Source organism: Streptomyces sp. NPDC043861 (assembly GCF_056435905.1).
In genome coordinates this window covers 135,945-161,416 of the sequence record NZ_JBWKDP010000002.1, presented here as the reverse complement: position 1 = coordinate 161,416, position 25,472 = coordinate 135,945, and the positions used below count along the sequence as shown (strand labels likewise).

General features: G+C 70.2%; 38 protein-coding genes and 1 other RNA gene. 31 read left to right on the top strand and 8 right to left on the bottom strand.

What is annotated here, in order from left to right:
- The first annotated feature begins 170 nt into the window (after window positions 1-170).
- From AC068D_RS05175 to AC068D_RS05160, 4 genes are all read left to right on the top strand, one after another.
- On the top strand, window positions 171-986 hold the full coding sequence (locus tag AC068D_RS05175; RefSeq protein ID WP_478821586.1) for a Nif3-like dinuclear metal center hexameric protein: 816 nt from the start codon (window positions 171-173) through the stop codon (window positions 984-986).
- The gene (locus AC068D_RS05170; protein ID WP_478822012.1) at window positions 983-1,726 is read left to right on the top strand and encodes a zinc ribbon domain-containing protein; all 744 of its coding nucleotides are present in this window, start codon (window positions 983-985) and stop codon (window positions 1,724-1,726) included. The genes AC068D_RS05175 and AC068D_RS05170 overlap by 4 nt, the downstream gene beginning before the upstream one ends.
- Complete coding sequence (locus tag AC068D_RS05165) at window positions 1,726-3,003, top strand: bifunctional RNase H/acid phosphatase (protein WP_478821585.1); 1,278 nt, start codon at window positions 1,726-1,728, stop codon at window positions 3,001-3,003. The genes AC068D_RS05170 and AC068D_RS05165 overlap by 1 nt, the downstream gene beginning before the upstream one ends.
- Before the next feature lie 339 nt (window positions 3,004-3,342).
- Window positions 3,343-4,194, top strand: a complete 852-nt coding sequence (locus AC068D_RS05160) for a GNAT family N-acetyltransferase (RefSeq protein WP_478821584.1) — start codon at window positions 3,343-3,345, stop codon at window positions 4,192-4,194.
- Here the strand turns inward: AC068D_RS05160 and eda are convergent.
- Window positions 4,187-4,801 (bottom strand): bifunctional 4-hydroxy-2-oxoglutarate aldolase/2-dehydro-3-deoxy-phosphogluconate aldolase, encoded by a 615-nt coding sequence (gene eda, locus AC068D_RS05155; protein WP_478821583.1) that lies wholly within the window; start codon window positions 4,799-4,801, stop codon window positions 4,187-4,189. The two genes, AC068D_RS05160 and eda, sit on opposite strands and share 8 nt — an antisense overlap.
- A 405-nt stretch (window positions 4,802-5,206) precedes the next feature.
- Complete coding sequence (yaaA, locus tag AC068D_RS05150) at window positions 5,207-6,013, bottom strand: peroxide stress protein YaaA (protein ID WP_478821582.1); 807 nt, start codon at window positions 6,011-6,013, stop codon at window positions 5,207-5,209.
- Between the two features lie 159 nt (window positions 6,014-6,172).
- Between yaaA and AC068D_RS05145 the strand changes: the two genes are divergently transcribed.
- On the top strand, window positions 6,173-7,615 hold the full coding sequence (locus tag AC068D_RS05145) for an RNB domain-containing ribonuclease (protein WP_478821581.1): 1,443 nt from the start codon (window positions 6,173-6,175) through the stop codon (window positions 7,613-7,615).
- Here the strand turns inward: AC068D_RS05145 and AC068D_RS05140 are convergent.
- Complete coding sequence (locus AC068D_RS05140; protein WP_478821580.1) at window positions 7,566-8,381, bottom strand: hypothetical protein; 816 nt, start codon at window positions 8,379-8,381, stop codon at window positions 7,566-7,568. The two genes, AC068D_RS05145 and AC068D_RS05140, sit on opposite strands and share 50 nt — an antisense overlap.
- Window positions 8,378-9,157 (bottom strand): MerR family transcriptional regulator, encoded by a 780-nt coding sequence (locus tag AC068D_RS05135; protein WP_478821579.1) that lies wholly within the window; start codon window positions 9,155-9,157, stop codon window positions 8,378-8,380. Before AC068D_RS05135 ends, AC068D_RS05140 begins: the two co-directional genes overlap by 4 nt.
- A 116-nt stretch (window positions 9,158-9,273) precedes the next feature.
- On the opposite strand from AC068D_RS05135, the gene rnpB reads away from it, so the two are divergent.
- Window positions 9,274-9,689: RNase P RNA component class A (gene rnpB / locus AC068D_RS05130), an RNA gene on the top strand.
- Window positions 9,690-9,719: 30 nt separating this feature from the next.
- Here the strand turns inward: rnpB and AC068D_RS05125 are convergent.
- The 3 genes from AC068D_RS05125 to AC068D_RS05115 all read right to left on the bottom strand — a co-directional run bounded on the left by AC068D_RS05125 (window position 9,720) and on the right by AC068D_RS05115 (window position 11,942).
- Window positions 9,720-11,096, bottom strand: a complete 1,377-nt coding sequence (locus AC068D_RS05125; RefSeq protein ID WP_478821578.1) for a tyrosine-type recombinase/integrase — start codon at window positions 11,094-11,096, stop codon at window positions 9,720-9,722.
- Window positions 11,014-11,334 (bottom strand): hypothetical protein, encoded by a 321-nt coding sequence (locus tag AC068D_RS05120; RefSeq protein ID WP_478821577.1) that lies wholly within the window; start codon window positions 11,332-11,334, stop codon window positions 11,014-11,016. Before AC068D_RS05120 ends, AC068D_RS05125 begins: the two co-directional genes overlap by 83 nt.
- Before the next feature lie 152 nt (window positions 11,335-11,486).
- Window positions 11,487-11,942: a hypothetical protein gene (locus tag AC068D_RS05115; RefSeq protein WP_478821576.1), complete on the bottom strand. Its 456-nt coding sequence runs from the start codon at window positions 11,940-11,942 to the stop codon at window positions 11,487-11,489.
- Between the two features lie 505 nt (window positions 11,943-12,447).
- Here AC068D_RS05115 and AC068D_RS05110 point away from each other — a divergent pair.
- The 19 genes from AC068D_RS05110 to AC068D_RS05020 all read left to right on the top strand — a co-directional run bounded on the left by AC068D_RS05110 (window position 12,448) and on the right by AC068D_RS05020 (window position 20,950).
- Window positions 12,448-12,741: a helix-turn-helix transcriptional regulator gene (locus AC068D_RS05110; protein WP_478821575.1), complete on the top strand. Its 294-nt coding sequence runs from the start codon at window positions 12,448-12,450 to the stop codon at window positions 12,739-12,741.
- Window positions 12,742-12,846: 105 nt separating this feature from the next.
- Window positions 12,847-13,137, top strand: coding sequence for a hypothetical protein (locus tag AC068D_RS05105; RefSeq protein WP_478821574.1), 291 nt, complete (start codon window positions 12,847-12,849; stop codon window positions 13,135-13,137).
- The gene (locus AC068D_RS05100) at window positions 13,134-13,676 is read left to right on the top strand and encodes a hypothetical protein (RefSeq protein WP_478821573.1); all 543 of its coding nucleotides are present in this window, start codon (window positions 13,134-13,136) and stop codon (window positions 13,674-13,676) included. The genes AC068D_RS05105 and AC068D_RS05100 overlap by 4 nt, the downstream gene beginning before the upstream one ends.
- Entirely contained in the window at window positions 13,676-14,011 is a 336-nt protein-coding gene (locus AC068D_RS05095) for a hypothetical protein (RefSeq protein WP_478821572.1), read from the top strand. Before AC068D_RS05100 ends, AC068D_RS05095 begins: the two co-directional genes overlap by 1 nt.
- Window positions 14,008-14,607 carry a hypothetical protein gene (locus tag AC068D_RS05090; RefSeq protein WP_478821571.1) on the top strand — a complete coding sequence of 200 codons (600 nt, stop codon included), beginning with the start codon at window positions 14,008-14,010 and terminating at the stop codon, window positions 14,605-14,607. The genes AC068D_RS05095 and AC068D_RS05090 overlap by 4 nt, the downstream gene beginning before the upstream one ends.
- On the top strand, window positions 14,604-14,891 hold the full coding sequence (locus AC068D_RS05085) for a hypothetical protein (protein ID WP_478821570.1): 288 nt from the start codon (window positions 14,604-14,606) through the stop codon (window positions 14,889-14,891). Before AC068D_RS05090 ends, AC068D_RS05085 begins: the two co-directional genes overlap by 4 nt.
- Complete coding sequence (locus AC068D_RS05080) at window positions 14,891-15,211, top strand: DUF6197 family protein (RefSeq protein WP_478821569.1); 321 nt, start codon at window positions 14,891-14,893, stop codon at window positions 15,209-15,211. Before AC068D_RS05085 ends, AC068D_RS05080 begins: the two co-directional genes overlap by 1 nt.
- Complete coding sequence (locus AC068D_RS05075; RefSeq protein WP_478821568.1) at window positions 15,208-15,426, top strand: hypothetical protein; 219 nt, start codon at window positions 15,208-15,210, stop codon at window positions 15,424-15,426. The genes AC068D_RS05080 and AC068D_RS05075 overlap by 4 nt, the downstream gene beginning before the upstream one ends.
- 112 nt (window positions 15,427-15,538) lie before the next feature.
- Window positions 15,539-15,967, top strand: coding sequence for a hypothetical protein (locus tag AC068D_RS05070; RefSeq protein WP_478821567.1), 429 nt, complete (start codon window positions 15,539-15,541; stop codon window positions 15,965-15,967).
- Entirely contained in the window at window positions 15,960-16,433 is a 474-nt protein-coding gene (locus AC068D_RS05065; protein ID WP_478821566.1) for a hypothetical protein, read from the top strand. Before AC068D_RS05070 ends, AC068D_RS05065 begins: the two co-directional genes overlap by 8 nt.
- Window positions 16,430-16,555 (top strand): hypothetical protein, encoded by a 126-nt coding sequence (locus AC068D_RS05060; RefSeq protein WP_478821565.1) that lies wholly within the window; start codon window positions 16,430-16,432, stop codon window positions 16,553-16,555. Before AC068D_RS05065 ends, AC068D_RS05060 begins: the two co-directional genes overlap by 4 nt.
- Window positions 16,552-16,881: a hypothetical protein gene (locus AC068D_RS05055; RefSeq protein ID WP_478821564.1), complete on the top strand. Its 330-nt coding sequence runs from the start codon at window positions 16,552-16,554 to the stop codon at window positions 16,879-16,881. Before AC068D_RS05060 ends, AC068D_RS05055 begins: the two co-directional genes overlap by 4 nt.
- Window positions 16,881-17,054, top strand: a complete 174-nt coding sequence (locus AC068D_RS05050) for a hypothetical protein (RefSeq protein WP_478821563.1) — start codon at window positions 16,881-16,883, stop codon at window positions 17,052-17,054. Before AC068D_RS05055 ends, AC068D_RS05050 begins: the two co-directional genes overlap by 1 nt.
- A 112-nt stretch (window positions 17,055-17,166) precedes the next feature.
- On the top strand, window positions 17,167-17,703 hold the full coding sequence (locus AC068D_RS05045) for a hypothetical protein (RefSeq protein WP_478821562.1): 537 nt from the start codon (window positions 17,167-17,169) through the stop codon (window positions 17,701-17,703).
- A 103-nt stretch (window positions 17,704-17,806) separates the two neighbouring features.
- Window positions 17,807-18,643 carry a PD-(D/E)XK nuclease-like domain-containing protein gene (locus tag AC068D_RS05040; RefSeq protein ID WP_478821561.1) on the top strand — a complete coding sequence of 279 codons (837 nt, stop codon included), beginning with the start codon at window positions 17,807-17,809 and terminating at the stop codon, window positions 18,641-18,643.
- On the top strand, window positions 18,640-19,401 hold the full coding sequence (locus AC068D_RS05035) for an AAA family ATPase (RefSeq protein WP_478821560.1): 762 nt from the start codon (window positions 18,640-18,642) through the stop codon (window positions 19,399-19,401). Before AC068D_RS05040 ends, AC068D_RS05035 begins: the two co-directional genes overlap by 4 nt.
- 75 nt (window positions 19,402-19,476) lie before the next feature.
- Complete coding sequence (locus tag AC068D_RS05030; protein ID WP_478821559.1) at window positions 19,477-19,845, top strand: hypothetical protein; 369 nt, start codon at window positions 19,477-19,479, stop codon at window positions 19,843-19,845.
- Window positions 19,842-20,132 (top strand): hypothetical protein, encoded by a 291-nt coding sequence (locus AC068D_RS05025; RefSeq protein ID WP_478821558.1) that lies wholly within the window; start codon window positions 19,842-19,844, stop codon window positions 20,130-20,132. Before AC068D_RS05030 ends, AC068D_RS05025 begins: the two co-directional genes overlap by 4 nt.
- Window positions 20,129-20,950: a hypothetical protein gene (locus tag AC068D_RS05020; protein ID WP_478821557.1), complete on the top strand. Its 822-nt coding sequence runs from the start codon at window positions 20,129-20,131 to the stop codon at window positions 20,948-20,950. The genes AC068D_RS05025 and AC068D_RS05020 overlap by 4 nt, the downstream gene beginning before the upstream one ends.
- Window positions 20,951-20,999: 49 nt before the next feature.
- Here AC068D_RS05020 and AC068D_RS05015 read toward each other — a convergent pair whose 3' ends face one another.
- Entirely contained in the window at window positions 21,000-21,209 is a 210-nt protein-coding gene (locus tag AC068D_RS05015; protein ID WP_478821556.1) for a hypothetical protein, read from the bottom strand.
- A 747-nt stretch (window positions 21,210-21,956) separates the two neighbouring features.
- On the opposite strand from AC068D_RS05015, the gene AC068D_RS05010 reads away from it, so the two are divergent.
- From AC068D_RS05010 to AC068D_RS04985, 6 genes are all read left to right on the top strand, one after another.
- On the top strand, window positions 21,957-22,223 hold the full coding sequence (locus tag AC068D_RS05010) for a hypothetical protein (protein WP_478821555.1): 267 nt from the start codon (window positions 21,957-21,959) through the stop codon (window positions 22,221-22,223).
- Window positions 22,223-23,557, top strand: coding sequence for an AAA family ATPase (locus tag AC068D_RS05005; protein WP_478821554.1), 1,335 nt, complete (start codon window positions 22,223-22,225; stop codon window positions 23,555-23,557). Before AC068D_RS05010 ends, AC068D_RS05005 begins: the two co-directional genes overlap by 1 nt.
- Window positions 23,554-24,291 (top strand): PDDEXK family nuclease, encoded by a 738-nt coding sequence (locus AC068D_RS05000; RefSeq protein WP_478821553.1) that lies wholly within the window; start codon window positions 23,554-23,556, stop codon window positions 24,289-24,291. Before AC068D_RS05005 ends, AC068D_RS05000 begins: the two co-directional genes overlap by 4 nt.
- Before the next feature lie 88 nt (window positions 24,292-24,379).
- On the top strand, window positions 24,380-24,871 hold the full coding sequence (locus AC068D_RS04995) for an ASCH domain-containing protein (protein ID WP_478821552.1): 492 nt from the start codon (window positions 24,380-24,382) through the stop codon (window positions 24,869-24,871).
- The gene (locus AC068D_RS04990; protein ID WP_478821551.1) at window positions 24,868-25,077 is read left to right on the top strand and encodes a hypothetical protein; all 210 of its coding nucleotides are present in this window, start codon (window positions 24,868-24,870) and stop codon (window positions 25,075-25,077) included. Before AC068D_RS04995 ends, AC068D_RS04990 begins: the two co-directional genes overlap by 4 nt.
- Window positions 25,078-25,113: 36 nt before the next feature.
- A complete protein-coding gene (locus tag AC068D_RS04985) occupies window positions 25,114-25,419 on the top strand; it encodes a hypothetical protein (RefSeq protein ID WP_478821550.1) in 306 nt (101 codons plus the stop codon).
- Window positions 25,420-25,472: the final 53 nt, after the last annotated feature.

The window sequence follows — 25,472 nt, the reverse complement described above, 5'->3', positions numbered from 1 at the left end:
GTTTTCGCACTTCCTGCCGAACAACGCGAGCCGGTTCACTTCACACATAAGGATGGCCGTCTCCGGGTTCCCCTGAGCGTGGGGGGACGAGTGTGCTGGACGGGGCCGTCATGGCCGTCGGACGGACGGCGCAGGGCAGCGGGGTGCGCAGGACGGGTAGCCTTTGCTCCGTGCCCCGTCTGTCTGAAGTCATCGCCGCGCTCGACGCCCTCTGGCCCCCCGAGCGGGCCGAACAGTGGGACGCCGTCGGCACGGTCTGCGGAGACCCCGGCGCCGACGTCACGCGGGTCCTCTTCGCGGTCGACCCCGTTCAGGAGATCGCCGACGAGGCGATCGCCGTCGGCGCCGACCTGATCGTCAGCCATCACCCGCTCTACCTCCGCGGCACGACGACGGTCGCCGCCTCCCATTTCAAGGGCCGGGTCGTGCACACCCTCATCAAGCACGACATCGCCCTGCACGTGGCGCACACGAATGCCGACACCGCCGACCCCGGTGTCTCCGACGCCCTCGCCGGCGCGCTCGGCCTCCGGGTCACCGGCCCCCTCGTGCCCGAGAACGGCCTCGGCCGCATCTGCGAGCTCGACCATCCGCTCACCCTGCGGGAGTTCGCCGCCCGCGCCGCGCAGCGGCTGCCCGCCACCGCCCAGGGCATCCGCGTCGCCGGCGACCTCGAGGCGACCGTGCGCCGCGTCGCTGTGAGCGGGGGCTCCGGCGACAGCCTCTTCGACGTCGTACGGGCCTCGGGCGTCGACGCGTACCTCACCGCCGACCTGCGCCACCACCCGGCGTCCGAGGCAACCCAGCACTCCCCGCTCGGGCTGGTCGACGCCGCCCACTGGGCCACCGAATGGCCCTGGTGCGAGCAGGCCGCCGCCCAGCTCGACGAAATTTCCGACCGCCACGGCTGGGACCTGCGGGTCCATGTCTCGAAGACGGTCACCGACCCCTGGTCCTCCCACCACACCTCTGGAGCCCCCAACTGAACGCCGCGCCCGCCGACCAGATCCGACTCCTCGACGTCCAGGCCCTCGACGTACGCCTGTCGCAGCTCGCGCACAGGCGGAGGTCGCTGCCCGAGCACGCCGAACTCGAGTCGCTGAACAAGGACCTCACGCAGCTGCGCGACCTGCTTGTCGCCGCGCAGACGGAGGAGAGCGACTGCGCCCGCGAGCAGACCAAGGCCGAGCAGGACGTCGACCAGGTGCGCCAGCGCTCCAACCGTGACCAGCAGCGTCTCGACTCGGGCGCGGTCACTTCCCCGAAGGACCTGGAGAACCTCCAGAAGGAAATCGTCTCGCTCGCCAAGCGCCAGGGCGACCTCGAGGACGTCGTCCTGGAGGTCATGGAGCGCCGCGAGTCCGCGCAGGAACGTGTCTCCGAGCTGACCGGCCGCGTCGGCTCCGTGCAGGCCAAGGTCGACGACGCGACGGCCCGCCGGGACGCCGCGTTCGAGGAGCTCGACGGGGAGTCCGCCTCCGTCGCCAAGGAGCGCGAGGTCATCGCCGGGTCCGTACCCGCAGACCTGATGAAGCTGTACGAGAAGCTGCGCCAGCAGCAGGGCGGGGTCGGAGCCGCCCGCCTGTACCAGCGCCGCTGCGAGGGCTGCCACATCGAGCTCAACATCACCGAGCTGAACGATGTGCGGGCAGCCGCTGCCGACGCCGTTGTCCGGTGCGAGAACTGCCGCCGCATCCTGGTGCGCACCTCCGAGTCCGGTCTCTGATGCGCGAGCTGGTCGTCGAGGCGGACGGCGGCTCCCGGGGCAATCCCGGGCCGGCGGGCTACGGCGCGGTCGTGCTCGACCCGGCGACGGGGGAGACGCTCGCGGAACGCGCCGAGTACATCGGGGTCGCGACGAACAACGTCGCCGAGTACCGCGGTCTGATCGCGGGCCTCGAAGCGGCGAAGGAACTCTTCCCGAACGCCTCGGTCCGGGTCCGGATGGACTCCAAGCTGGTCGTCGAGCAGATGTCGGGACGCTGGAAGATCAAGCACCCCGACATGAAGCCGCTCGCGGCGGCGGCCGCGCGGATCTTCCCGGCGGGCCAGGTCGGCTACGAGTGGATTCCGCGCGAGAAGAACAAGCTCGCGGACCGGCTCGCCAACGAGGCCATGGACGCGGGCAAGAAGGGCAAGCAGTGGGAACCGTCGGCGTCGCGCGCGGCGCTCGCCGAGGACACGCGCGCGGCACGGATCGTCGGTGATGCGGCAGCCGGGGCGGCGAAGGCGCGTGCGGCACTGTCGGGCGCGACGGCCGGGACCGCTGCGGCCGGGCGCGGCACGGGCGCGTTGACCTCCGTCGCGGGAGCGGCGCGGACGTCCCCGGCCGACGCGGCACCGGAGGCCCCGGCCGTCGGCTGGGGGCCCGCGGACCTGGGGCCGCCGGCCACCTTCGTCCTGCTGCGGCACGGAGAGACGGTGCTGACCCCCGAGAAGCGGTTCTCCGGGAGCGGGGGTACCGACCCGGAACTCTCCGTGACGGGGCTGCGCCAGGCCGAGGCGGCCGCGACGGCTCTCGCCGCCCGCGGCAAGGTCGAGGTCGTCGTCTCGTCGCCGATGCGGCGGTGCCGGCAGACGGCCGCCGCCGTGGCGGAGCGCCTCGGGCTCGACGTCCGGGTGGACGACGGTCTGCGCGAGGCGGACTTCGGCGCGTGGGAGGGCCTGACGTTCGGTGAGGTCCGTGAGCGGTACCGGGACGACCTGGACGCATGGCTCGCGTCCCCCAAGGCGGCACCGACGGGCGGGGGCGAGAGCTTCGCGACGGTGGCCCGGCGCGTCGCGGCGGCACGGGACCGGCTGACGGACGAGTACCGCGGCCGTACGGTCCTGCTCGTCACCCATGTGACCCCGATCAAGACCCTGGTCCGGCTGGCCCTGGGCGCCCCGCCGGAGGCCCTGTTCCGCATGGAGCTGGACGCGGCGTCGCTCTCGGCGGTGTCCTACTACGCGGACGGCAATGCGTCGCTGCGACTGCTGAACGACACCTCACACCTGCGCTGACGGCGACGCGGTGCGCCTTCGGCGTGGCCCGGCTCGGGTGCTCCCGGCCCCGGGGGCACGCCCGGAACCGGGACGGGGCGGCTCCTGCGGAGCGGCGTGCCCGCGCGGGCCGGGCGGTGCCTCCGGCAGGGCTGTCCGTACGTGGGTGACCGGTGTGCCCGGCCCCGGTCGCGGGATCGGCCGGACCCGCGCACCGGCAACGCCGATGACCGCACCCGGCACCGTGGAGTGGGCCCTCACCGCGTCGCGTGCCCGACGGCCGGACCCGGCACGGGCAGTCCGTACCGCCGCTGGGAAAAGCACCTGCGGTGCAGGCGTGATCCATAGCAACATCACGGCATGCCCTGGCACTTCACCCACGACGTCGAAGCCTTCCGCGCCGCCGCCGACCCGTACCTCCTCACCCACCCGGGCCGTAACACCGTCCTGCTGACCGTCAGCGAGATGGTGCGCCGCCACGGCCCGGCCGTGTACGGCGGGGACAGGCCCGTGCGCTTCGGATGGTGGCGGGCCACACCGGAGGAGCCGGTCACCGCCGCCTTTCTGCAGACACCCCCGCTGCCGCCCCAACTCGGCGTGATGCCCGAGGAGGCCGCCCGCGCCCTCGCCAGGGCGCTGCGGACCGACACGCCGCGTGCCGATGCCCTGCCGGGCGTCAGCGGAGAGTGCGCGAGCGCGCAGGCGTTCGCCGATGAGTGGGCCCGTGGCGCGCACCGCGTCGACCATGAGACCCGGCTGTTCCGTCTGGGCGAGCTCACCCCGCCGCACCCGGCCCCGGAGGGCCGCGCCCGTCCGGCGACGCGGGAGGAGATCCCGCTCGCCGCGGCCTGGCTGAGCGCGTTCCGGGTGGACATCGGCGCAGGGGCCGCGGACTGCACCGACGCCGCAACGATCCGTATCGGCGACCGGCGGCTGCTGTTCTGGGAGGCCGGGGGATGTGTCGTCGCCATGGCCGGGATCTCAGCGATGGTCGCGGGGCAGGCGCGCGTAGCGCCCGTGTACACACCGCCGGGGTTCCGCCGGCGCGGCTACGCGGGTGCCGTCACGGTCGCCGCGACGCGCCTTGCCCAACAGGCGGGCGCAAGTGAGGTGCTGCTGTTCACCGATCTGGCCAACCCCACGAGCAACGCGCTCTACCAGCGCCTGGGGTACCGCCCGGTGACGGACCACCTGGAGCTGCTCTTCACCTGAGTGCCGCCGCCTCGCGCGCAAGGGGCTCGACCCTCGCCCAGTCCCGCGCCGCGAGCGCGTCCGGCGGCGTCATCCATGTGCCGCCCACACAGCCGACGTTCGGCAGAGCGAGATACGCGGGCGCCGAGGTGAGCGAGATCCCTCCGGTCGGGCAGAAGCGGGCCTGGGGGAGGGGGCCGGCGAGGGACTTGAGGTAGGCGGTGCCGCCGGCCGCCTCCGCCGGGAAGAACTTCATCTCGTTCACTCCTCGCTCCAGCAGGGCGACGACCTCGGACGTGGTCGAGACGCCGGGCAGGAACGGCAGTCCGGACGACCTCATCGCGTCCAGCAGCGACTCGGTCCAGCCCGGACTGACCAGGAAGCGCGCGCCCGCGGCCACCGCGTCGGCCACACCGGGCGCCGAGATGACCGTGCCCGCGCCGACCACGGCCTCCGGCACCTGGTCGGCGACGGCCCGGATCGCATCGAGCGCGGCAGGCGTACGCAGGGTCACCTCGATCACGGGCAGGCCGCCCGCGACGAGGGCCCGGGCGAGCGGAACGGCGTCGACGGCGCGGTCGACGACGACGACGGGGACGACCGGTGCGAGGTCGAGCACGGAGGCCATGCGCGCCATCCTGCCCAACAGGCCCACTCTGCACAACGAGCGTTGCATCCTGCGCAACACTCGTCGCAGCTGTGCCGGAGGGTGCACGGACCGGCGATCAGCTCCGGAGTCCGGCCGGGCTCCTGACCGCCGGTCGGGGGGTGTGCCGGGGTCCTGGCCCGTGCCGTTTCGCCGGTCCGGGGGTGTGCTGGGGTCCTGGCCAGTGCCGTTTCGCCGGTCCGGGGGTGTGCTGGGGTCCTGGCCCGTGCCGTTTCGCCGGTCCGGGGGTGTGCTGGGGTCCTGGCCCGTGCCGTTCCTCCGGTCCGGGGGTGTGCCGGGGTCCTGATCCCTCCGGGGATGTACCGGGTCCCGTGGCGACCGCAGTCGCGATCACCGGCACGGATTCCCGCCGGCACCGGTGGCGACTCAGTGGATCTCGGACACCACCACGTCCAGCGACCACGCCTGCCCCGTCTTCGCGGGGGCCCCGGCCTCCACCCTGTACCCGAGGTCTCGCAGAGCTTCCACCAGCTCGCCCGGCCCCTTCGGCGAAGCCCCGGTCTCCAGCAGGCTGCGAACGATCCGGCCCTTCGTGGCCTTGTTGAAGTGGGAGACGACCGAGCGCTTCTCGACGCCGGTCGACTCGTCGAGCCGGGCGTGCAGCACCCGCACGGTCGCCGTACGCCCGGCGACCTCGCCCTTCGGGCGCCAGGCCGCCGTGTAGGCCGAGGACCGCAGGTCCAGCACGAGCCCGTCCCCGGCCGCCTCGGGGAGTACCGACGCCATGGGCGTGCGCCAGTACGCGCCGAGAGCCCCGAGCGCGGGCAGCTTCACCCCCATCGAGCAGCGGTACGACGGAATCCGGTCGTCCACCCGGACGGCGCCCCACAGTCCGGAGAAGACCAGCAGCGACTTCCGGGCCCGCCTGCGCGCGGCGGCGTCGAGTGACGCCAGGCCGAGCGCGTCGTACAGCACGCCCGTGTAGATCTCCCCGGCCGGACGTGCCCCGGCCGTCAGCAGCTCCGTGTTCTTCGCGATCTCACCGCGCAGGCCGTCGCTCAGACCGAGCACGTCCCGGGCCTTCTCCTCGTCCCCCCGGCACAGCTCGACGAGCTCCTCGAGCACCGCCGCCCGCGCTCCGGCCAGTCCGGGCAACGACAGGGACTCCGGCTTGAGCGGCGCCCCACGGCCGGAAGCGGCCTTGCCCTCCGACGGCGGCAACAGCACGAGCACGGTCCATCTCCTCTGCGTACGTACGGGAAGGGGGTGCGGCCCCCCGCGCCAGGGTAGTCGGGGGCGCTTCCCGACAACGCGGCCGTCTGTCGTGCTGGGCCGCCCGGCCTGCCGCGGTGCCGGGTCGCCGCCCCGTTCCGCGCGAAATACGCTCGGTCCATGCCCCGCCGTCAGATGCATGTCGTCTGCGCAGCAGACGCTCCCCTGCGCGCCGCCCTGCGTACGCTGCGCACGACGCTCGGCACGCCCGACGGCTTCCCGGCCGAGGTCCTCGCGGAGACGGAACGGGCTGTGCGGGAGCCGCGGCTGCCCGACCAGGACGCGACGGACATCCCTCTCTTCACGATCGACCCACCGACGTCCGCCGACCTGGACCAGGCGATGTACCTGGAGCGCCGTGCCGGCGGCGGCTTCCGCGTCCACTACGCGATCGCCGACGTCGCGGCGTTCGTACGGCCCGGCGGCGCACTCGACGCCGAGGCGCACCAGCGGGCGTTGACGCTCTACTTCCCGGACGAGAAGGTGCCGCTCCACCCCGTGGCGCTCTCGCAGGACGCCGCGAGTCTGCTGCCGGATCGGACGCGCCCCGCACTGCTGTGGACCCTCGATCTCGACGAGCACGGGACGTCCGTCGCGACGGACGTGCGTCGCGCCCTCGTACGGAGCCGGGCCCGGCTCGACTACGCGGGCGCCCAGCGGCAGATCGACTCCGGCACCGCCGAGGAGCCGCTCGCGCTGCTCAAGGACATCGGGCAGCTACGGGAGCGGCTGGAGGTCGAGCGGGGCGGGATCTCGCTCAACGTCCCCGAACAGGAGATCGTCGAGCGCGACCACGGGTATGCGCTCCGGTTCCGCGCTCCGCTCCCGGCCGAGGGCTGGAACGCCCAGATCTCGCTGCTCACGGGCATGGCCGCGGCCCAGCTGATGACCGCCGCGGGAACCGGCATCCTGCGGACCCTGCCGACCGCGCCGGACGGCGCCGTCGCCCGGCTGCGCCGCACCGCGAGGGCTCTGCACATCGACTGGCCGCACCATGTCTCGTACGCCGACGTCGTCCGCTCGCTGGACCCGTCGAACACCCGCCACGCCGCGTTCCTCCAGGAGTGCACGACGCTGCTGCGCGGCGCCGGTTACACGGCATTCACCGGCGGCCGGGTCCCCGATCCCTCGGTCCATGCCGCCGTCGCCGACGAGTACACCCACTGCACCGCACCGCTGCGCCGTCTCGTCGACCGGTACACGGGCGAATTGTGCATGGCCGCGGTCGCCGGGGCGGAGCCCCCCGGCTGGGTGTGCGATGCACTGGAGGAACTCCCGAAGGAGATGGCCGACGGCTCACGGCGCGCCAACACCGTCGAGCGCGAATGCGTGGACATCGTCGAGGCCGCCTTGCTGACGGGGCGGACCGATGAGCTGTTCGACGCCTTCGTGGTCGATGTCAGGGAGCACGAACCGGACGTCGGCACCGTCCAGTTGAAGGACCCGGCGGTGGTCGCTCCGATCGAGGGAGGCGGAGCGGCGCTGCCGCTCGGGGAGGAGCTCCGGGTGCGGCTCATCCAGGCCGACCCGGGGAGGGCGAAAGTGCGGTTCGCGCCTGCGTGAGGGCGCGGAGGAGGGCGCGGGCGTCGTCGGCGTGACAGCGCACGGTGTGCACCTCGTACTCCTTGCCCAGCAGGCGTAGGGCCGTGACGGGCTCGGACAGCTTCAGGGTGAGGGACGTCTGCGAGCCCACGGGCAGGTTCAGGACGCCGTCCTCCTTGGTGTGCGTGAAGAGCACCTCGTAGCCGACGGAGGCGATCCGGTCCAGCGGGACGCGGATGTCGACATGGGCGCCCTGGCGCAGTCGCAGCGTGTCCCCGGACAGGGTGTGCGGGCGGGTGACCGAGGCCGCGTGCAGTCCGACGACGAAGACGACGGTGTAGACGTCGAGGAAGAGGACGATCCCGTGCACGACGGGCCAGGCGCTCAGCAGGTACGACATCCCCACGGTCTCGACGACGCAGACGAACGCGAAGCCGAAGAGGAGTGCCGCCTGGTCACGGGCGTGTCCGAAGGCCTGCTCGCCGGGGCCGACGCCGCTGCGGCGCCGCGCCGCCCACAGGACGACGCTCCACATCAGCCGCAGTTCGTGTCCGGCGAGCCGCAGCACGGGCTCCGGCACCAACTCCCGTACGGCTTGCTGGCTGTTGAGACCCTGCCTGCGCAGTCGTACGAAGACGGCGGCCTCGGCGACGAGGAGGAGCAGGACGGCCGCCTCGGCGGCGGCCAGGACCGGTGCGGGCAACTGCACCCCCGCCACCAGACAGACGACGAGCACCAGTTCGCCGGGCAGCACGGCGTAGGCGACGCACCTGAGCAGCCGCTTCACCGGGCACGCGCCACGGCGATGCGCAGGGCGCGGCGTACGGCCTCGGCCTGGGCCGGGGAGAAGTCGGCGAAGAAGGCGTCGAGGAACCCGCCGTCCGGTTGGACGTCGCCGCGTTCCAGCTGCTCCGCCAGCTCGTCGGGCAGACAGCCGGCCAGGGCCTGCGCGGCCTCCTCCACGCGCGCGTCCCCGGCGTCCGCGTCCACGAGTGCGTCGAGCAGCCGGTACACCTCGTGCACCTCTTCCACGGCCCCGGGTGCCTCGGTCAGCCGGTGCATCGCACCGATCAGCCGTTCCCGCTCGGCGGGGGGTGCGACCGTGTCCAGTAGGACGAGCAGCTCGCGGTCCTTCGCGGCCATCGCGGACTCGGGCTGCGCCGCAGCGGCCCCCGTGATGTTCGCGAGCAGCGCCGCCAGCTCCGGGGACACGGGCCCGTCGGCCGTGAGCCCGCCGTCCCGTGCCTGTGCCAGCAGCAGCCCGAGCCGCCGGCGCCGCTCGGCCAACTGCTCCTGCTGGCGCCCGAGGTCCTCGTCCAGTTCTTCCAGTACCTCGACCAGCTCCCGCCCGGCGTCGTCGGCGAGTACGTCCCGCACCTCGTCGAGACCGAGTCCCAGCTCGGTCAGCCGCCGGATGCGGGCCAGCAGCACGGCGTCGCGCACTGCGTAGTCCCGGTAGCCGTTGGCCCGCCGGGTGGGCTCGGGCAGCAGCCCCTGGTGGTGGTAGTGCCGCACGGCCCGTGGGGTGACTCCGACGAGCGCGGCGATTTCTCCGATCCGCATGGCCTCAGTAGAAACCCTGACGCTGCGGCAAGGTCAAGGGGCGGCCGTCGTGGGTAGCGACGCCGCCTCCGTCCGAGCCGCCCCCGGCCGCCGGGTACCATGGTCAGCACGGCAGACGAGCCGGGCGGACGGCCGCGTGAGGAACCCTTCGGGGCGCCTCCCGAGGAACGTCCGGGCTCCACAGGGCAGGGTGGTGGGTAACGCCCACCCGGGGTGACCCGCGGGACAGTGCCACAGAAAGCAGACCGCCGGGGACCTCGGTCCCCGGTAAGGGTGAAACGGTGGTGTAAGAGACCACCAGCGCCTGAGGTGACTCAGGCGGCTCGGTAAACCCCACCCGGAGCAAGGTCAAGAGGGGTCGCCGCCCCGCAAGGGACGGCGGCCCTGCGCGGACGATCGAGGGCTGCCCGCCCGAGTCCGCGGGTAGACCGCAGGAGGCCGGTGGCAACACCGGCCCTAGATGGATGGCCGTCTCCCCGGCGACCGCGAGGTCACCGGGCGACAGAACCCGGCGTACAGCCCGACTCGTCTGCCGCCTAGGTCTCTGACCTGGGGGTTCCCCTCAGTTTCCTTGATCCAGATCTTCGCTGGGGAGAATCTGGGGAGAATCAGCGGCAGGGGAGATCGAGAGAGTCTTGGGCGGCGCCATCCAGGCGCCCAGCGCGGCCAGCGCCCGCTTCCCGGACTTCGGCATGAAGTGCACGTAAGTCCTCAGCGTGAACGCCGGATCCGAGTGGCCCAGCCACGCGGCCAGCTGCGTAATGGTCTCACCCGCAGCCAGCACCACGCTAGCGAACGTGTGACGGGTGACGTGAAACCCATCCTCCCGCGGCATGGCCCACTTCACGCGCCGCCACGGCTTCTTGCCGTTCGCCTGAACGTACTCGACCACCGGCTGCGGGATCACGCCCGCCCGCGCCAGCGCCGGCTTCCATGTCTTGTCGTCGAAGGTCGCCCGGTTGATCGCCCCTCCGGCACCGCCGTTGGTCCTGGGAGTGGTCACAAGGAGACGTACTGTCTGCGTGGGACGCTTCTCCCACTCAAGATTCGGTCGGTCCGGATCGACCCACGGCAACGTCACCTCCACCGTGGGGATCACGGTGGAGTACTCCTTGATGGCGAGGGCCAGCTCGGGTGGGCACGGCGCCGTCCGCGTCTTGTTGCCCTTCGGTGGTGCGAATGCCAGGTTGCCACCTACCCGGACCACCTGGCGCGTGACGTTGATGGTGTCGTCATCGGTGATGTCGGCCGGCGAGAAGCCGAAGCATTCGCCCTGTCGCAGGCCAGCCCCTACGGCGATGTCGAGCAGGATGCCGTAGCGAGCACCTAGTTCCGCCCGGACGGCGGCTACCGTCTCCTGTGGCCACGCCTGGGCCTTGGAAGGCGGCGCCGCGGGCGCCGACAAGTCCTCGTCCCGGAACGGGTTCTCGGCGATCCGCTTCGCCTTGTGTGCCGCCTGCATGATCGAGGAGAAGTGGCGCCATGTGGTGCGCACCGTGTTGACGTCGATGTCCTGTTCGACCCTGGTGAGCCAGGCCCGGATCTCGTCGTGGCCGATCCGGTTCAGCGGCAGGTGCCCGGCGTGGGTGAGGATGTGGTTGAAAACTCTCGGCTTCATGGACTGCTTGGTCGTCGGCGGCTTGCGCAGGTTCGGCCACCAGTGCTGCTCGACGTACTCGCGGAGGCTGAGGTTGCCATCACGCGGATCGTAGAAGGTGCCGCGGGATGTGTCGGTCGCGGAATCCTTCAGCCACTTCTTCGCTCCGCCAGGGCCCTCCAGCTTTTCGAAGGAGCGGTCGCGGACGCCGGGGATGCCGGCGACGCGCCACCGCTTACCCTTGCCGTGCCGGGCGGTCTCAACCCGTGTGGGCTTGCCCTTGGGATCTTTGGGGTCCGGTGGGCCCTTCTTGTACCAGCGGTCCTCGATGTAGCCGGGCAACCGTGCCCCCCTTGCTCCGGTCCGTGGGCGATTCGATCGTCACGACCTCGCCCTTCCATAGCTGGAACCACTGCCCGCCGGCGAGGAGTTCCTCGCATACCGGGTTCATCGTGGCGACGAACTCTTCCAGTGTGGCAGTGCGTTCGATGAGCACCCTTACCGTGCCGCGCGTTTCCCTCACCTCGATGACCGCGCCGGGCTCCGCAAGATCGGCCAGCTCGTAGATTACGCGCAGCATGAGTCCTCCCCTGGGATCAGCACAGTTGTTGCGAGAGCGACGAACTGTGCACGGATGGTGAAGACTACGTCTGACCGAGTGAGCACCACAATTGGTTGAACGAAAGTCTACTTACGGACTTCTCCCGTCAACCGAGCAGTGAAACCGGGCGCCTACTCCTCGCGCCTCGCCTGCTCGTCGGCTTCGATCATGGCGCGCCATCGTCGCAGCTCAGCGCGGGGCTTACCGGCGAGGTGCCCGAGGATGATGCGGACCTCCTCGTCGTATCCAGCGAGCTCGGTCGCCTCGTATTCCAGCCACTGCGCCGCAGCGGCTTCCTTGACGCGCCGTTCGGGCTTGCGCACGGCAGCGGCAATGGCTCGCAGCTGCGCAGGGTTCGGCGGGCCAGCGGGCGGTGTCTTCACGAGCTTCTGGAAGTACTGCTTGCCGAGCGTCAGGCCCGAGATGGGGTCAACTCCCCTGTCGGCCATCGCCTGGTATGAGACGCCCTCATCGTTGGCTGCCTGGATGAGGCGGGAGAGGGCACCCATCGGAGTTGGTTCGGCCGCGCCGGGGTCCGGGGCGGTGGCCGGAACCGTCATGTCCTCGTCCTCTCGCTTCACGTTCACACCGACTGTCTCTGTTGATGCGTATTTCAACTAAGAAAGACGCAGGTCAGGCCGTACAACCATCCCGGATCGCAGACGAATCGTCTACAGATCAATGTTATCTAGCCAGAAAGTTTGCCGAAACTCGGGATTCGGTCGTCCCGAATCTGTGGACGGATCGTCCCTGTCATGCTTAACTGGTCTCAGTCAAAGACACTCCGTCCCAGTGGAGATCCATTGAGTGTTCGATACGCACTCCGCGACAAAGATGTCCTCAGATGGATCATGGATCACCCTGGTCGCGGGGCTCCTTACTCCATCCGGACGCTGGCTGAGGCCAGCGGCATCTCCCGAACGCAGATAGGCCACCTGCTCAGCGGCAGAAGGGGCGACCTCAGCTCATCGGACGCTCACCGCGTCACGGAGGTCCTCGGAGTCGCCGTGCTGGTCCTTTTCGCGCCCCCATCGTCCCACTGGCGGGACGAAACGTCCCCGGAATCACCCCCCACTCAGAAGGAGTAGACCAATGCCGAGGATCCCCCGCACGCCCCCGCCGCCCCCGGCCGGCTGCCTGTGGATCGAAGACGCGGCCGACTACATCGGAGTCGCGAAGACCACCCTCTACAAGTGGCGCCAGCTCGACGACGGACGCCCCATGGGGTTCCCCGTCGCCCGCCGGATCGCCTACCGCATCTCCACGCTCGACGCCTACCTCGCCCACTGCGAGCACGGGGCCTCTGAGCCGGACCCCGAGATGCGTCCGGCTGAGATTCGCCGGCCGCGTCGAGCGACCAGCCGACCGGTCAAGTCCGCCGCTTAGTCGGCTGTGCGGGGCCACCGCCGGGCTCTGACCTCCGACGGCGCCCCGACTCCCAGTTCCACCCCTCTACACGCAATCCAACTGCGAGAGAAGGCGAGAGAACCAGTGAGCAGCATCCTCCCATCCGTACCTCGGGCAGTCACCGCCCCGGCCCCGGAAGCGGTCCACCGATTCCGGCTGACCCACATGCCGAAGGCCCTCTACGAGGCCGAGGTTCTGATCTGCGACGCGGAGCGTGAGCTGAAGCGTCCCCGCCAGTTGCAGGCTTCGGGCCCGCTGCTGTGCGTCGAGGACGAGGGCGACCGGCAGACCGCGCAGGCCGAGTACGCATCCGCCGACAAGACCGTGTCGTCGCACGCCGAGCGCATGGGCTCCCACCTGAGGAGCCTGTCATGAACGCCGAGGAAGCACTGACCGACTTCATTCTCGACCTGCTCCACAAGGCTGGCGTGCTCAACAGCCTGATGGATGACGAGCAGGCGGAGCCGATCCACCACAAAGTCGACGGGCTGCTCGACGCCTTCCGTGCCGAGGTCCTCGTCGAAGTCGAGTCGAAGGCGCGGGAGGTCGTGGCCAGGCTCTGGGGCGGTGGCACCACTCAGCAGCAGCTGGACCGAGCGGGAGGGGCTCGCGCCGTCGAGTGGGAGATCGGCCTGATGGCCAGCAACACCGATCCGGAGCGGGACGCCCGCCAGCAGCGCTACTGGAACAAGGTCGCGGCCGACGCCGAGTCCACCCACTGGCGCCGCCTCGGCATCGCCCCGCCGAACGCTAGCGAGGTCGAGCAGCTGCGTGCCCGCCTGTCTGCAGTGCTCGACATCTGCGACCGCGAGCAGCGGAACGCGATGCGCTGGGAGAACCCGATCCCTGTCCCCGACTGGGTGGCTCCCGTGAAGCGGGCCGCGCTCGGCGACTCCGTGAAGGAGGCGGAGTGATGTCCGAGCCGCTGACTGCCCGCGAGTTCCTGGCCGCGCCCGCGCAGGCCATCCCCTTCATCCCCGAACTCCACGACGACGACTGCGACGACACGTCGTGCATCCGCTGCGTGAAGCCGCCGACGTCGACGTCCGCCATGGACGTGCCGTTGCCGGTTGTCGCCGCCGAAGTGAAGGCCCTCGCCGACAAGCGCACCACGGCCGGCCTCCTCGCTGAGCAGCGGCACCAGTTCCTCGACCTCGACGCCGACTCGGTGTTCACCGTCCCCGGCAGCTGCTGCCCCGCCTGCCCGCCCCGCCCCGACACCACCCAGACCGCCGGAGGTGCGGCATGAGCGACTACCCCGAGATCAAGGCGCGGTTCGAGCGCGACACCGCCAGCCATCAGTTGACTGTCCTCCACGACGACGGCATGTACCGGCACCTGCGGTTCATGAATCCGAGGAGCAGCGAGTACTGGTTCGAGCTCGTCACCTGGCCCGGCTCGCTCACCTTCCGAGGCGACGTCGGCGATGGCTACACCTTCAGCCGCGTGCAGGACATGTTCGCGTTCTTTCGGGCCGATCGGCAGTGGGGTATCAACCCCCACTACTGGGCGGAGAAGCTCGGTGGCGGGCGCAAGTCCGTGAAGGAGTACTCCGAGGAGCAGTTCCGCCAGCGCGTCGTTGAGCAGTTCGTCAACGACGCACGCTGGGGCGGGGTGCCCGCCGGAACCGGCAAGGCGCTCCGGACCTGGGTGCTGGACGACGACCTCAGTGACGAGCGGCAAGCCCGCAACACCCTTGAGGCCTTCGCCCACCAGGGCTATGAGTTCTCCGACGCGTGGGAGTGGGACTTCCACGACTACGAGCCCGAGTTCATCTGGGCCTGCTACGCGATCCAGTGGGGCATCGGCCAGTACGACGCCGCCCGTAAGGCGGTGGCGGCATGAGCTACGCCGAGTACGAGGCCAAGCTTGCGGCCGACAGGGCGGAGGGCCAGCGTAAGGCCGACGCCTTCAACCGCAGGGTTCCGATCGGCACCCCGGTCGTCGCCTATCCCGGTGTCCGCCCGGACGACGAGCACGCCGGATTTGCCTGCCATCGGCTGTACACCCAGACCAGCAGCAAGGCATGGACGATCGGTCACGGCGAGCCGGTCGTGTCCGTCGAGGGCTACGGGGGCGGCATCCGCCTCACCCACGTCGACGTGGCCGCCAAGGGCGGTGGCGAGTGATGGTGACGCTGTCTGTGACCCGCTCCCGTGTGGCGTCCGTGCTGCGTGACGCTGCGGACCTGCTGGAGGCGGAGGGCTGGGATCACGCACGGAACACGCTGATGGCCGCGATCGACCGGGCCGCTGGTTTCGTGAAGCCCGGCATCGACCCGGCCGCTGAAGAGGCCACGGTTCTGGCCTGGGACGCCCTGTGGGAGCACCTCGGTGACGAGCCCAGGGCATGGGAGCTGGAAGGCCGCACCTGCTGGCAGCCGCCGGCCCGCACCCAGGCCGAAGTTCTCGCCGCTCTGCGTGGCGCCGCTGAGGGAGTCGTCCGGTGACCGCCGAGGTCGTCTCCCCGCTGGACTTGGTGGCGGAGGTGGAGCGCCTCCGGGCCCGAGTCCTCGAGCTCGAGGACCAGGTCGCCGCGGCCCGCGCGAACGTGGAGCGCGAGCAGATCGAGCACCTCGCCTACCGGGCCGCACACAAGGGCTCCTGCACCCAGCCCGGCTGCCGGCTGACCCTCCCGCACGGCCACTCCGGGGGCGACCGCTGATGGCCGCCACGGATCGCTTCGTCTACCAGGGCCTGGCCATCGTCGCCGCCCTCCTCACCTACGCCGCAGCCTCGTTCCGGCTCGGCCGCCGACTCGCCCAAGGGGGCAACCAGTGAACGCAGACAAGATCGAATCGCAGGAGCGCACCTACACGCTGACGAAGCTCGGCCCGGACTGGCAGGCCGGACGCCACCAGCCGCGCGACCCCGAGGCCGAGATCACCACCCCGTCCCTCGACGAGATGGCCGAGGCGCCGGGCGCGACGCAGACGAAGTACCGCGTCACCTACGACCGCGTCGGGCGCCACGGCGGGCGTAACGGCAGCAAGCCCCCGGCGCCGCTCACCGTGTGGGCCGTCACCGCCGACGGGCTCGCCGAGCACATCCACAAGGACATCCGGCCGTACCTGTTGTCGCGTGAGTCCGAGGTCGTGGTGGACCTGGAGAACATGCGTGGCCAGATCTTCACTGGCTTCAACAACGGCGGCACGTTCCGTCTGGAGACGCTGCAGGTTGCCGAGGCCGGTGAGTCCCATGGCTGACCGCATCGCCGAGGACGACTCCGCACTCCTCCGAGCCGCTGGCAGTAACAGCGACAACTGGGACGACGACACGTGGGCCGCATGGACCCGCATCGTCGACCGCGCCCACAGCGCCCCGCGTCCCGCCGACGAGGTGGCCCGACTCCAGGCCGAGGTCGCCGAACTCCGCAGCAAGCTTCTCACCGCCGAGCGGCAGCACGCCGAACTCGGACGATCCCTCGACGAGGTCATGCGCGAGCGCGACCAGGCGCAGGACATGGCCGACAGGCTCGCCTACGCCGTCGCGCCGATCGATGTCATCGGCGAGCACTCCTCCCACAACTGCCCGTGGGAGAACGCCCTCCACCTGATCACGCCCATGGCCGAGGTCGACCAGCTGCGACAGGACAACGCCTGGCTGCGCGACGCAAATGAGGGCATTGAGACCGGTCTCGGCATCCCGGCAGAACCGAAGGCGGCGGCGTGAACGGCTACTTCACCACCGCCGTCGACATCATCCTCGCCCTAATCGGCGCGGCATCGATCTTCCTCCTCTTCGCCGGAGAAGCCGTCAGCAAGTGGTTCCGCAGCCGCCGGGAGACGCCATGACCATCCACCTTCCCGGCATCAGCCGGCCGGTCCGCAAGCACCGGGCGATCGACCGGGTCAAGCAGCTCGAGGCCACGGTCGAGGACCAGTCCCTGAAGCTGCAGGCCGCAGACAAGCTGATCCGCACCATCCTCCGCGAGAAGTCGGACACCTACCTCGACCTGCGGAACACGCAGCAGCAACTCGACTGCGCCGAAGCGCTCGTCGCCAAACAGCTGTTGCAGATCCAGGCCCTCCGCGCCCAGCTCACCCAGCCACCCGTCCACATCGCCGCCCGGCCCGGCAGCACCAGCCCGACACACATCCCCGGACAGAGGGCGGCGTGATGCGCGAGTACCTGACCTGCCCGCAGCCCCGCTGCAGGCACACCGTCACCGCCAGCGAGAAGGCGGTCGAGCAGATGACCGACCACATCGTCTCCGCGCACGAACTCCCTGAGATCTCCGCCAGCTTCCACGCCAACACCCTCCGGCCCGAACGCGACTACCAGGCCGCCTGAGACCGGCGCCGGGCCGGCGGATGCGGACAGGCCCCCGCCCCGGCGCCCCACAGACGCCCCACCCAGGCGAATTGGGTGGGGCGCACCAACCAGCATCCCAGAAAGGGACACCGTGACCGCCATTCAGCACACCATCATCGTCGCCGACGGCGACACCCGCACCATCGAAGCCGAAGAGGTCGCACCCGGCCTTGTCCTGTTCCGTCTCCCCGACGGCCTCGCCCCTAACAACCCGTGCCGGTGGCGCATCGGCCACAAGCCCAGCAGCCTCGCCATCGCCGACGCCATGCAGCGCGAAAACGCCATCCGAGGCATCCGCAAGCTCGCCGAGCTCGCCGACTGGACCCAGGACAAGGCCACCCTCGAAGCCGCCCTCGACGTCCACGAAGTGTTCATGGCTCTGGGCCGCGTCGACTGCATCGAACCGAACACCGAGCGCATGACCGCCGACGTCAGCCGCAACGGCACCTACACCGACGCCGACATCGAAGAAGCCGCCCGCGAAGCCAAAGCCGAAGGGTTCGACGGGCTCGATCTCCTCACCGCCATGGCCCACACGGTGCCGTGGATGGGCCTCGACACCGAACCGTTCAACGAAGCCCACGACCGCATCCTCACCGCCATGAACGCCGACGAGGTGGCCGCGTGAAGCCGCCGATCACCTGCCCCGAATGCGGCGACGAGAACGGGCCCTTCACCCGCACCACCGGCCGACTCCTCTGCGAAGACTGCGCCGACAAGGAGCAGGCGCAGTGACCGCCGCGGTCGAGGTCGAGCCCGGCCTGTACGACATCCCCGCCGAGCTGTACCACGCCGACCCCATCCCCGGCGGCAGCCTCTCCTCCACCGGAGCACGGCGCCTCACCGACTGCCCCGCCCGGTTCAAGTACTTCCTCGACCATCCCGAGCCCTACAAGCCCGAGTTCGAGTTCGGCACAGCCGCGCACACCGTCATCCTCGGCAACGGCCCCGAGCTCGTGGTCGTCGACGAGGAGCGCTGGGACACCAAGGAGACCAAAGCCAAGGTCGCCGCGATACGAGCCGACGGCAACGTGCCCCTCAAGGCCGCCGCCCGGCAGCGCATCGACGACATGGCCGAAACACTCGCCCGACACCCCGAAGCCGCAGACCTCCTGATCCCCGGCAGCGGCCTCGCCGAACAATCCGCCTTCTGGCACGACGACAACGACATCTGGCTGCGGTCCCGCTTCGACTGGCTCCGGCCCGAAGAGATCGTCGACTACAAGACGGCCCGGTCCGTACACCCCGACGCCCTGCAGAAGGCCGTCAACGACCACGGCTACCACCAGCAAGAGGACTTCTACCGCACCATCGCAGTCGCCCTCGGCCTCGTCGAGCCGACGGCCGCATTCAAGTTCATCTTCCAGGAGAAGCAGCCGCCCTACCTGGTGACCGTCGCCGAGCTCGACTTCCCCGCCCGCGCCATCGGCGCCGAGCTGAACGCCCGCGCCCTTTACGCCTACGCCATGGGCCGGGCCACCGGCTACTGGCCGGCCTACAGCGAAGGCACCACCTACATCTCGCTCCCCCCGTGGGTGGAGCGCAAGTACGCCGAGGAGAACCAGTGACCCAGCTTCCCCCGCCCGTCCGCACCGCGCGACCCCAGCCCCAGCAGGACACCGGACAGTTCGCGTTCCGGCCCGCCAGCAAGACCGGCCGCAAGGCCCGACTGTCCATCCAGGGCATGTCCGGCTCCGGCAAGACCTGGACCGGACTCGGCATCGCCCACGGCCTGTCCGAAGGCAAACGGTTCGCCGTCATCGACACCGAGAAGGGCGCCGCCAGCCTGTACGCCGGAATCGGCGGCATCGAGTTCGACACGCTCCCCATGGACCGCTACGACCCGCGCGACCTCGCCCGAGCCCTCGACGCCGCCGCACAGGCCGGCTACCCGACCGTCTTCGTCGACAGCCTCTCCCACTTCTGGAAAGGCACCGACGGCACCCTCGACCAGGTCGAGAAGGCCAAGGCCAAGTACGGCGGCAACAAGTTCGCCGGCTGGAAAGACGGCACGCCCATCCAAAACGACATGGTCGCCGCGATCCTCGACTACCCCGGCCACGTCGTCGCCTCGATGCGCTCCTACACCGAATGGGTCCTGGACGGCGGCAAGCCCCAGCGGGTCGGCATGCGACCCGAGCAGCGCAAGGGCATCGAGTACGAGTTCGACATCGCCGTGGCGATGGACATCGACAACCGGCTCGAAGTCCTCAAGTCCCGCTGCCCGGCGCTGAACCGCAAGGTCATCGACCGGCCGAACGGCGCCCGCGATGTCGCCGAGCCGCTCCTCGCCTGGCTGAACGCCAATCCCGAGCCCACCGACTAGCCCGCACGCCTGGAGCCGGCCGCGGGCAATGCGGCCGGCTCCGCACCCAGCATCCCAGCCCGAACGGAGCCCGTCATGACCCGCCGCCTCACCCCAGCTGAGCGCCTCGCCGCAGCCAACAAGGACATGCTCCTCGCCGACATCGCCGCCACCTCCGACTGGGACCGATTCCTCGTCGAGCAGGCCGTGTACCACTTCGGCCTCCAGCACGACGAATGGAGCTGCAACCAGCTGCGTGACGTCCTCCCCGACCTCGCGCACGGCTTCCTCGGCGCCGTCATCAACGGACTCCGCTCAAGCGGGGTCATCGAACACACCGGCAAGTACGTGCCCTCCACATCACCCGCCACCCACGGGCACCCGATCGCGGTCTGGCGGATGAGCGTCAAAGGCCTGCTCATAGCCGAACAGCGCCGCGCCGCACGACGGGAGAAGGCCGCATGAGCATCACCCTGACCTGCTTCACCGCGGCCGGCGTGATCTGGCTCGCCGCCTCCATCTACACCGCCGCCACCTGGGAACGCCGCCGACGTCGCAGCCCGCTCCCGCAACGCACCCCCGGCGACGTGTGGGCCGACGTCGACATCACCCGCGGCTGCCGCCGACTCGCCCAGGCCATCGACGACTACGACGACTGCTTCGCCATCTGGCCCGACCCGACCAGCGCACGAGTCATCGAAACCCAGCACCGCCTCGACACCGCCAAGCAGAAGAAGCAGGAGGAGCAGTGACCACCAAAAGCATCCCGCCACACGGAACCCAGTACCGGTACAGGGGCGACCGCAAAGCCGGCTGGCCCGGATGCCGCTGCCCCAAATGCAAGTCCGCCCACAACAAAGCCTGCCACCAGCGAGCCCTCGCCCACCTCCGCGGCGAAGCCCCCCTCTACCCCGCCCAGCCCCTCATCGAGCACATCCAGGCACTCCGCGCCTCCGGCATGAGCTACAGCGTCATCGCCCGCCACGCCCGAGTGTCCACCTCGACCGTCTGCTACCTCGTCCGCGGCCTCACCAAAAGCTGCCAGCGCGACAAAGCGCTCAGGATCCTCGCGATCACCGCGGGCACCTTCGATGACACCGCCGACCGCCCCAACCTCGCCAGCCAGCGCCGCGTCCGCGCCCTATACGCCATCGGACACAACCCCGACACCATCGCGAAAGTGTCCGGACTCAGCGTGTCCTGCATCAGCCACCTCGCCAACGGCCGCTACCAGCGCATCGACGGGCCGACCGCAGTCGCCGTGCGCACCGCCTACCGGAAGCTCTCCTGCGTCCCTGGCACCAGCCGCAAGGCAAAGGCTCGAGCGGCGGCGAACGGCTGGCACAGCCCGCTCGCCTGGGACGACATCGACGACCCAAACGAGCAGCCGGAAGTCCTCGAGCCGTACAAGCCGCCGGCCGCCAACGGCCGCGACTCCATGCGGGTCGCCGAGATCCGGCACCTTCTCGGCCTCGGCGAATCCCCGGCCTCCATCGCCCGGCAGATGGGCGGCAACGAGAAGTACATCCGCGACCTGATCAGCCAGCGCGGACTCCGCACCGCCGCCTGACCGCACGACAAAGGCCCCGCACAGCGGGGCCAGGGGGGAGCAGGAGGTGTCAGACGTCGGACTTCTTACGTCGCACGACGACCTTGCGCTTCGGTGCCTCGCTGCCCTGCGCCTTGCGCCAGGCAGCGACGCGGGCGTGGACGTGACGACGCATGTCATCGGCGCGAGAGGTGCCCTCCTCCTCGCACAGCTGACCGTAGGCAGCCCACATCTCGTCATCGATGCGGACCATGCGGCCAGGCGTTCCCTTCGTCGTCATGTCGACAGCGTAGCTGACCCTTCGCTGACTGGTCACCCCACCCACGCGAAGCGTGTTGCTGATGTATTGCGGGTGACTACACACCCTGAGGTACGATCGAAGCGCATCCGGGGCAGCAACTCCGCCCCGCCGAAGCCTCCATGAGGGCTGTCCGCCGCAGCCGCAGAAGACGACGACACCCCTCCCGGAAGAAGGAAGCTCGTGACCCTCGACGCGATGCACTGGGTGTGGAAGCACTCCCAGTCCAGGGGTAACGCCAGGACCGCCCTGCTGTTCGTGGCGGACCAGGTGCGCACCAGCGCGTGCGAGGTGCGCTTGAGCTACGCCGACTTCATGAGCGCCCTGAATACCTCGCGCTCCGTATGCAAGTCGGCGGTGCGGACGGCGATCGAGCTCGGCGAGTTGCTGTGCATCGAGCAGGGGAAGGGCACCCGACCGTCCCTCTACAGCCTCCCGAAGGCGGTCGGGTTCGTTCGCCCGTCCCTGGCTAGTGGGCCGGAATCAGGCCCACTAACACCCCAAGACCACCGGCCTAGTGGGCCGGATCTGAGCCCACTAGACGCCAACCGTGATCACGCTAGTGGGCCGGAATCAGGCCCAGAGTGGGCCGGAATCAGGCCCTCTAGTGGGCCGGAATCAGGCCCACACTCCCCATCCCCATCACCCAGCAAGCAAGGGGGCGAGCCGGAGCAGCCCGACGGCGACGACTACGGGATCCCGGAAGCAGCCCGACCGCTCGTCGATTCCATGAGCGCCAGCGGCGTCATCGTCCGCTGGCCCTTCAAGGGCAACGGCTGGTTCCCCGTCCTGTCGCTGATCAACAAGTGCGGCGTCCCGGCCCTCGTCGAATACGCCCGGCGCACCGCCGACCGGACCCACGTCGACTCCGCCCGGTACTTCATGCGCGGCTGGCAGGAACTCCCGCCCAAGCCGGCCGCCGGGGCCCCCGTCCACACCAGCCGCCCGCATCTCCGTGCCGTCGGCCAGACACCCGAAGAACGAGGGATCTTCTAGTGACCACCCACCTCGAGCCCGTGCCCGACTACGAGCCCAGCCCGTTCGAGCGCGTCCCGCCCCACGACGTCGGTGCCGAAATGAGCGTCCTCGGCGCCTGCTGCTTCAGCCGCGACGCCGTCCGCATCCTCCTCGACAACGTCGACCCCAGCGCCTACTACAAGCCCGCCCACGCGCTCATCCACCAAGCCATCGTCCGCATGCACGCCGCCGGACAGCCCATCGACCCCATCACCCTGTCCAAGCACCTCGAGGACAGCGGCGACCTCACCCGCGCCGGCGGTCGGCCGTACATCTTCCAGCTCGCCGACTACCGCACCGTCGTCGCCGCCCACGCCACCGAATACGCCGAGATCGTCACCGACCGGTCCCTGCGCCGCGCCCTCATCGCCCTCGGCACACGCCTCGTCGAGATGGGCTTCAACATCGCGGACCCCACCGCCGACCTCATCGAGCGCGCCGTCACCTGGACCCGCGAACTCCGCGACCAGGGAATGGCCGCCGAAGACCTCCCGACGGAAGACATCCTCGACTTCGTCCAGCACCAGGACACCTACGACTGGCTGGTGCCCGGACTGCTCGAGCGCATGGACCGGCTGATCCTCACCGCCTCCGAAGGCGGCGGGAAGTCCACCCTCCTCCGACAGATGTCCGTCACGCTCGCCGCTGGCATCCACCCGTTCCGCACCAGCCAGATCATCGACCCCGTCCGTGTTTTGACCCTCGACTGCGAGAACGGCGCCTCCACCAGCCGCCGCAAGTTCCGGCCCCTCCTCGCCGCCGCCGAACACCTCGAGCAGCCCGTCCGCCGCGGCCAGTTCCACATCGAGTGCCGGCCCGAAGGGCTCGACCTCACTCGCCCGAAAGACCGGGCATGGATGATGCGCCGCGTCGAAACGATCAAGCCGGACGTCCTCATCATCGGCCCCGTCTACCGACTCCACGCCGGCGACCCGAACAGCGAAGAGCTCGCCCGCAAGGTCAGCGTCGTCATCGACGAAGCCCGAGCCACCGCCCGTTGCGCAGTCCTCCTCGAAGCCCACGCCCCCCACCACAACGGGTTCGGACAACACCGCAACCTCCGCCCCCTCGGCTCGTCGCTGTGGATGCGCTGGCCCGAATTCGGCTTCGGCCTCCGCCCCGTCGAAGACGAGAAGTCCGCCGCGAACACCGAAGGCTGCCGCGGCCGGCGCGTCGTCCCCTGGCGCGGCATGCGCGACGAACGCGAGTGGCCGCACTTCATCAAGCAGGGCGACAAGTGGCCCTGGATGTCCTACAAGCCGGCTGACGCCGACCAGTTCACCGGCTACTCGGAGACGGGAGCGATCTGGTGAACGACTGGGGCGAGTACATCGACCGGCTCATCAAGGACTGCGCCGACCGTGCAGCAACCGCCAACCTGCGCGCCACCCGGCCAACGTCCGGCGAGGACGAGCTGACCATCGCGGCCCTGCCGACCGTCTACCGCGACACCGAGTTCCGGTCCCTGCTCGAGGCGTCGTGGGCAGCCACCCTCGACTCCCTCGGCGTCGCGTGGGAGTACGAGCCCCGCACCTTCGAGCTCCCGTCCGGGGCCAAGTACCTGCCCGACTTCCACCTGACCGAGATAGGCACCTGGCTGGAGGTCAAAGGACCCGGAGTACCGCGCGTCGAAAAGGCATACGAGCTCGGCAAGCTGCTCGCCTGCGACTGCCCGCCGAGTTCGTGCACCTGCGAGTGGCCTGGCGGCGAGATGGTCATCGTCGGCCACCCGCCAGCCCCGATCAACCCGTGGACTGACGAGGACTACAGCCACTGGCCGAACCGTGCGAAGTCCAAGCTCGTCCGCCGCCACGGCGGCTACATCCGCTGGACGTCGACCCGCCACTACAACTCGTGGATGACCCGCTGCCCTAGCTGCTCACGCGTGTCGTGGGTCGAAGGGCTGCGGCTGCGCGGCTGCGCGATGTGCGGCGCCATCACCCAGTCGCACCTCTACCGGGACTACCAGAACGAGTTCGAGTTCGTCCGCCTCCCGTGGCTATCCGGCAAGGCGATCCAGCCCGACGACGAAGACGAAGCCGCATGACCGGCCGCCCCGCCTTCCCGCCGTGCGGTACCGCCGCCACCGGCCCCACACCCGCCCCGTGCACCGACCGCCAGAAGGAGACCCGACCGTGACCACCGTCGTCGAGACCATCCGCGGACTCACCATCAAGCAGCCCTGGGCGTTCGCGATCGCCGAAGGCTTCAAGACCGTCGAGAACCGCAGCCGCCGCACCAACTACCGCGGCACCCTGCTGATCCACGCCGGCCAGACCTTCGCCGACTCCGTGTCGATCGTCCGCTACAGCCGGGACGCCGCGATCCGCTTCCAGGAGCTGGGAGGCCGGAACAACCTGTGGGACGCCCGCGGCTACATCCCCAGCCGAGTCGTGCCGGCGCCACCCACCACGATCGCCCTGTCCGCGGTCATCGCGACCGCCCGGCTCACCGGCTGCCACGAAGCCGCCGACGGCTGCTGCGGCCCGTGGGGATTCGCGGACCAGTGGCACTGGGAGCTCGCCGACGTTCAGCCGCTCGAACGGGCCGTACCGAAGGCCGGCGCACTCGGTCTCTGGAAGCCCGACGCCGAACTCCTCGCGGCTGTCGAGGAGGCAGCGGCGTGAGCGCCTACGTCTCCATCGTCTGCGACTTCGAGACACCCCGGTCCGGCCAGTGCATGGCCGAGGACTCACCGCCCGGCATGCCGACATCGGCCACCGAAGCGCGCCGCCGGCTCAAGCGCGAGGGCTGGCGCCGTACCCGCGACGGCCGCGACCTCTGCCCCGAACACGCCGCCCTGCCCGCTGTCCCCGCTCGTCCCGCCGCCTGACCCGCCCCAACCCGACCCGACCCGAGGAGACACCCCATGCCCATGACCGCACCCGAGGTGATCGTCAGCATCACCCGGTACACCGTGTCCGTCCTGCCCGCCGACGACATCAACCACAAGTACTTCGCCCTGTACGTCGAGCTGAAGCCGGGCGGGTGGGTCGTCACCGACGGCCACGACTTCTATGCCGAGGACGGGACCTGGCAGCCCGCTCAATGGCTCGCCCATCACTGGGCCGACTACGACGACGCGCTCGCCTTCGCCCGCGAGACCGCACCGGAGATGACCGTCAACGGGCACACCGCGACGGACGTGTACCGCCGCACCCACCCCGCCCCGTGACATCGAACCCGCCCCCGCGTCCGAACCGCGGGGGCGGGCGCCCACACCGTACC

Excerpts from the sequence above, each read along its gene's own strand:
- AC068D_RS05135 (WP_478821579.1), bottom strand. The coding sequence starts at position 9,157 with ATGCGGATCGGAGAAATCGCCGCGCTCGTCGGAGTCACCCCACGGGCC.
- AC068D_RS05030 (WP_478821559.1), top strand. The coding sequence starts at position 19,477 with ATGACCCGCCGCCTCACCCCAGCTGAGCGCCTCGCCGCAGCCAACAAG.
- AC068D_RS05095 (WP_478821572.1), top strand. The coding sequence starts at position 13,676 with ATGTCCGAGCCGCTGACTGCCCGCGAGTTCCTGGCCGCGCCCGCGCAG.
- AC068D_RS05055 (WP_478821564.1), top strand. The coding sequence starts at position 16,552 with ATGACCATCCACCTTCCCGGCATCAGCCGGCCGGTCCGCAAGCACCGG.
- AC068D_RS05090 (WP_478821571.1), top strand. The coding sequence starts at position 14,008 with ATGAGCGACTACCCCGAGATCAAGGCGCGGTTCGAGCGCGACACCGCC.
- AC068D_RS05085 (WP_478821570.1), top strand. The coding sequence starts at position 14,604 with ATGAGCTACGCCGAGTACGAGGCCAAGCTTGCGGCCGACAGGGCGGAG.
- AC068D_RS05015 (WP_478821556.1), bottom strand. The coding sequence starts at position 21,209 with ATGACGACGAAGGGAACGCCTGGCCGCATGGTCCGCATCGATGACGAG.
- AC068D_RS05025 (WP_478821558.1), top strand. The coding sequence starts at position 19,842 with ATGAGCATCACCCTGACCTGCTTCACCGCGGCCGGCGTGATCTGGCTC.
- AC068D_RS05065 (WP_478821566.1), top strand. The coding sequence starts at position 15,960 with ATGGCTGACCGCATCGCCGAGGACGACTCCGCACTCCTCCGAGCCGCT.
- eda (WP_478821583.1), bottom strand. The coding sequence starts at position 4,801 with ATGGCCTCCGTGCTCGACCTCGCACCGGTCGTCCCCGTCGTCGTCGTC.
- AC068D_RS05145 (WP_478821581.1), top strand. The coding sequence starts at position 6,173 with ATGCCCCGCCGTCAGATGCATGTCGTCTGCGCAGCAGACGCTCCCCTG.
- AC068D_RS05160 (WP_478821584.1), top strand. The coding sequence starts at position 3,343 with ATGCCCTGGCACTTCACCCACGACGTCGAAGCCTTCCGCGCCGCCGCC.
- AC068D_RS05120 (WP_478821577.1), bottom strand. The coding sequence starts at position 11,334 with ATGCTGCGCGTAATCTACGAGCTGGCCGATCTTGCGGAGCCCGGCGCG.
- AC068D_RS05100 (WP_478821573.1), top strand. The coding sequence starts at position 13,134 with ATGAACGCCGAGGAAGCACTGACCGACTTCATTCTCGACCTGCTCCAC.
- AC068D_RS04985 (WP_478821550.1), top strand. The coding sequence starts at position 25,114 with ATGCCCATGACCGCACCCGAGGTGATCGTCAGCATCACCCGGTACACC.
- AC068D_RS05010 (WP_478821555.1), top strand. The coding sequence starts at position 21,957 with ATGAGCGCCAGCGGCGTCATCGTCCGCTGGCCCTTCAAGGGCAACGGC.
- AC068D_RS05165 (WP_478821585.1), top strand. The coding sequence starts at position 1,726 with ATGCGCGAGCTGGTCGTCGAGGCGGACGGCGGCTCCCGGGGCAATCCC.
- AC068D_RS05080 (WP_478821569.1), top strand. The coding sequence starts at position 14,891 with ATGGTGACGCTGTCTGTGACCCGCTCCCGTGTGGCGTCCGTGCTGCGT.
- AC068D_RS05050 (WP_478821563.1), top strand. The coding sequence starts at position 16,881 with ATGCGCGAGTACCTGACCTGCCCGCAGCCCCGCTGCAGGCACACCGTC.
- AC068D_RS05110 (WP_478821575.1), top strand. The coding sequence starts at position 12,448 with ATGCCGAGGATCCCCCGCACGCCCCCGCCGCCCCCGGCCGGCTGCCTG.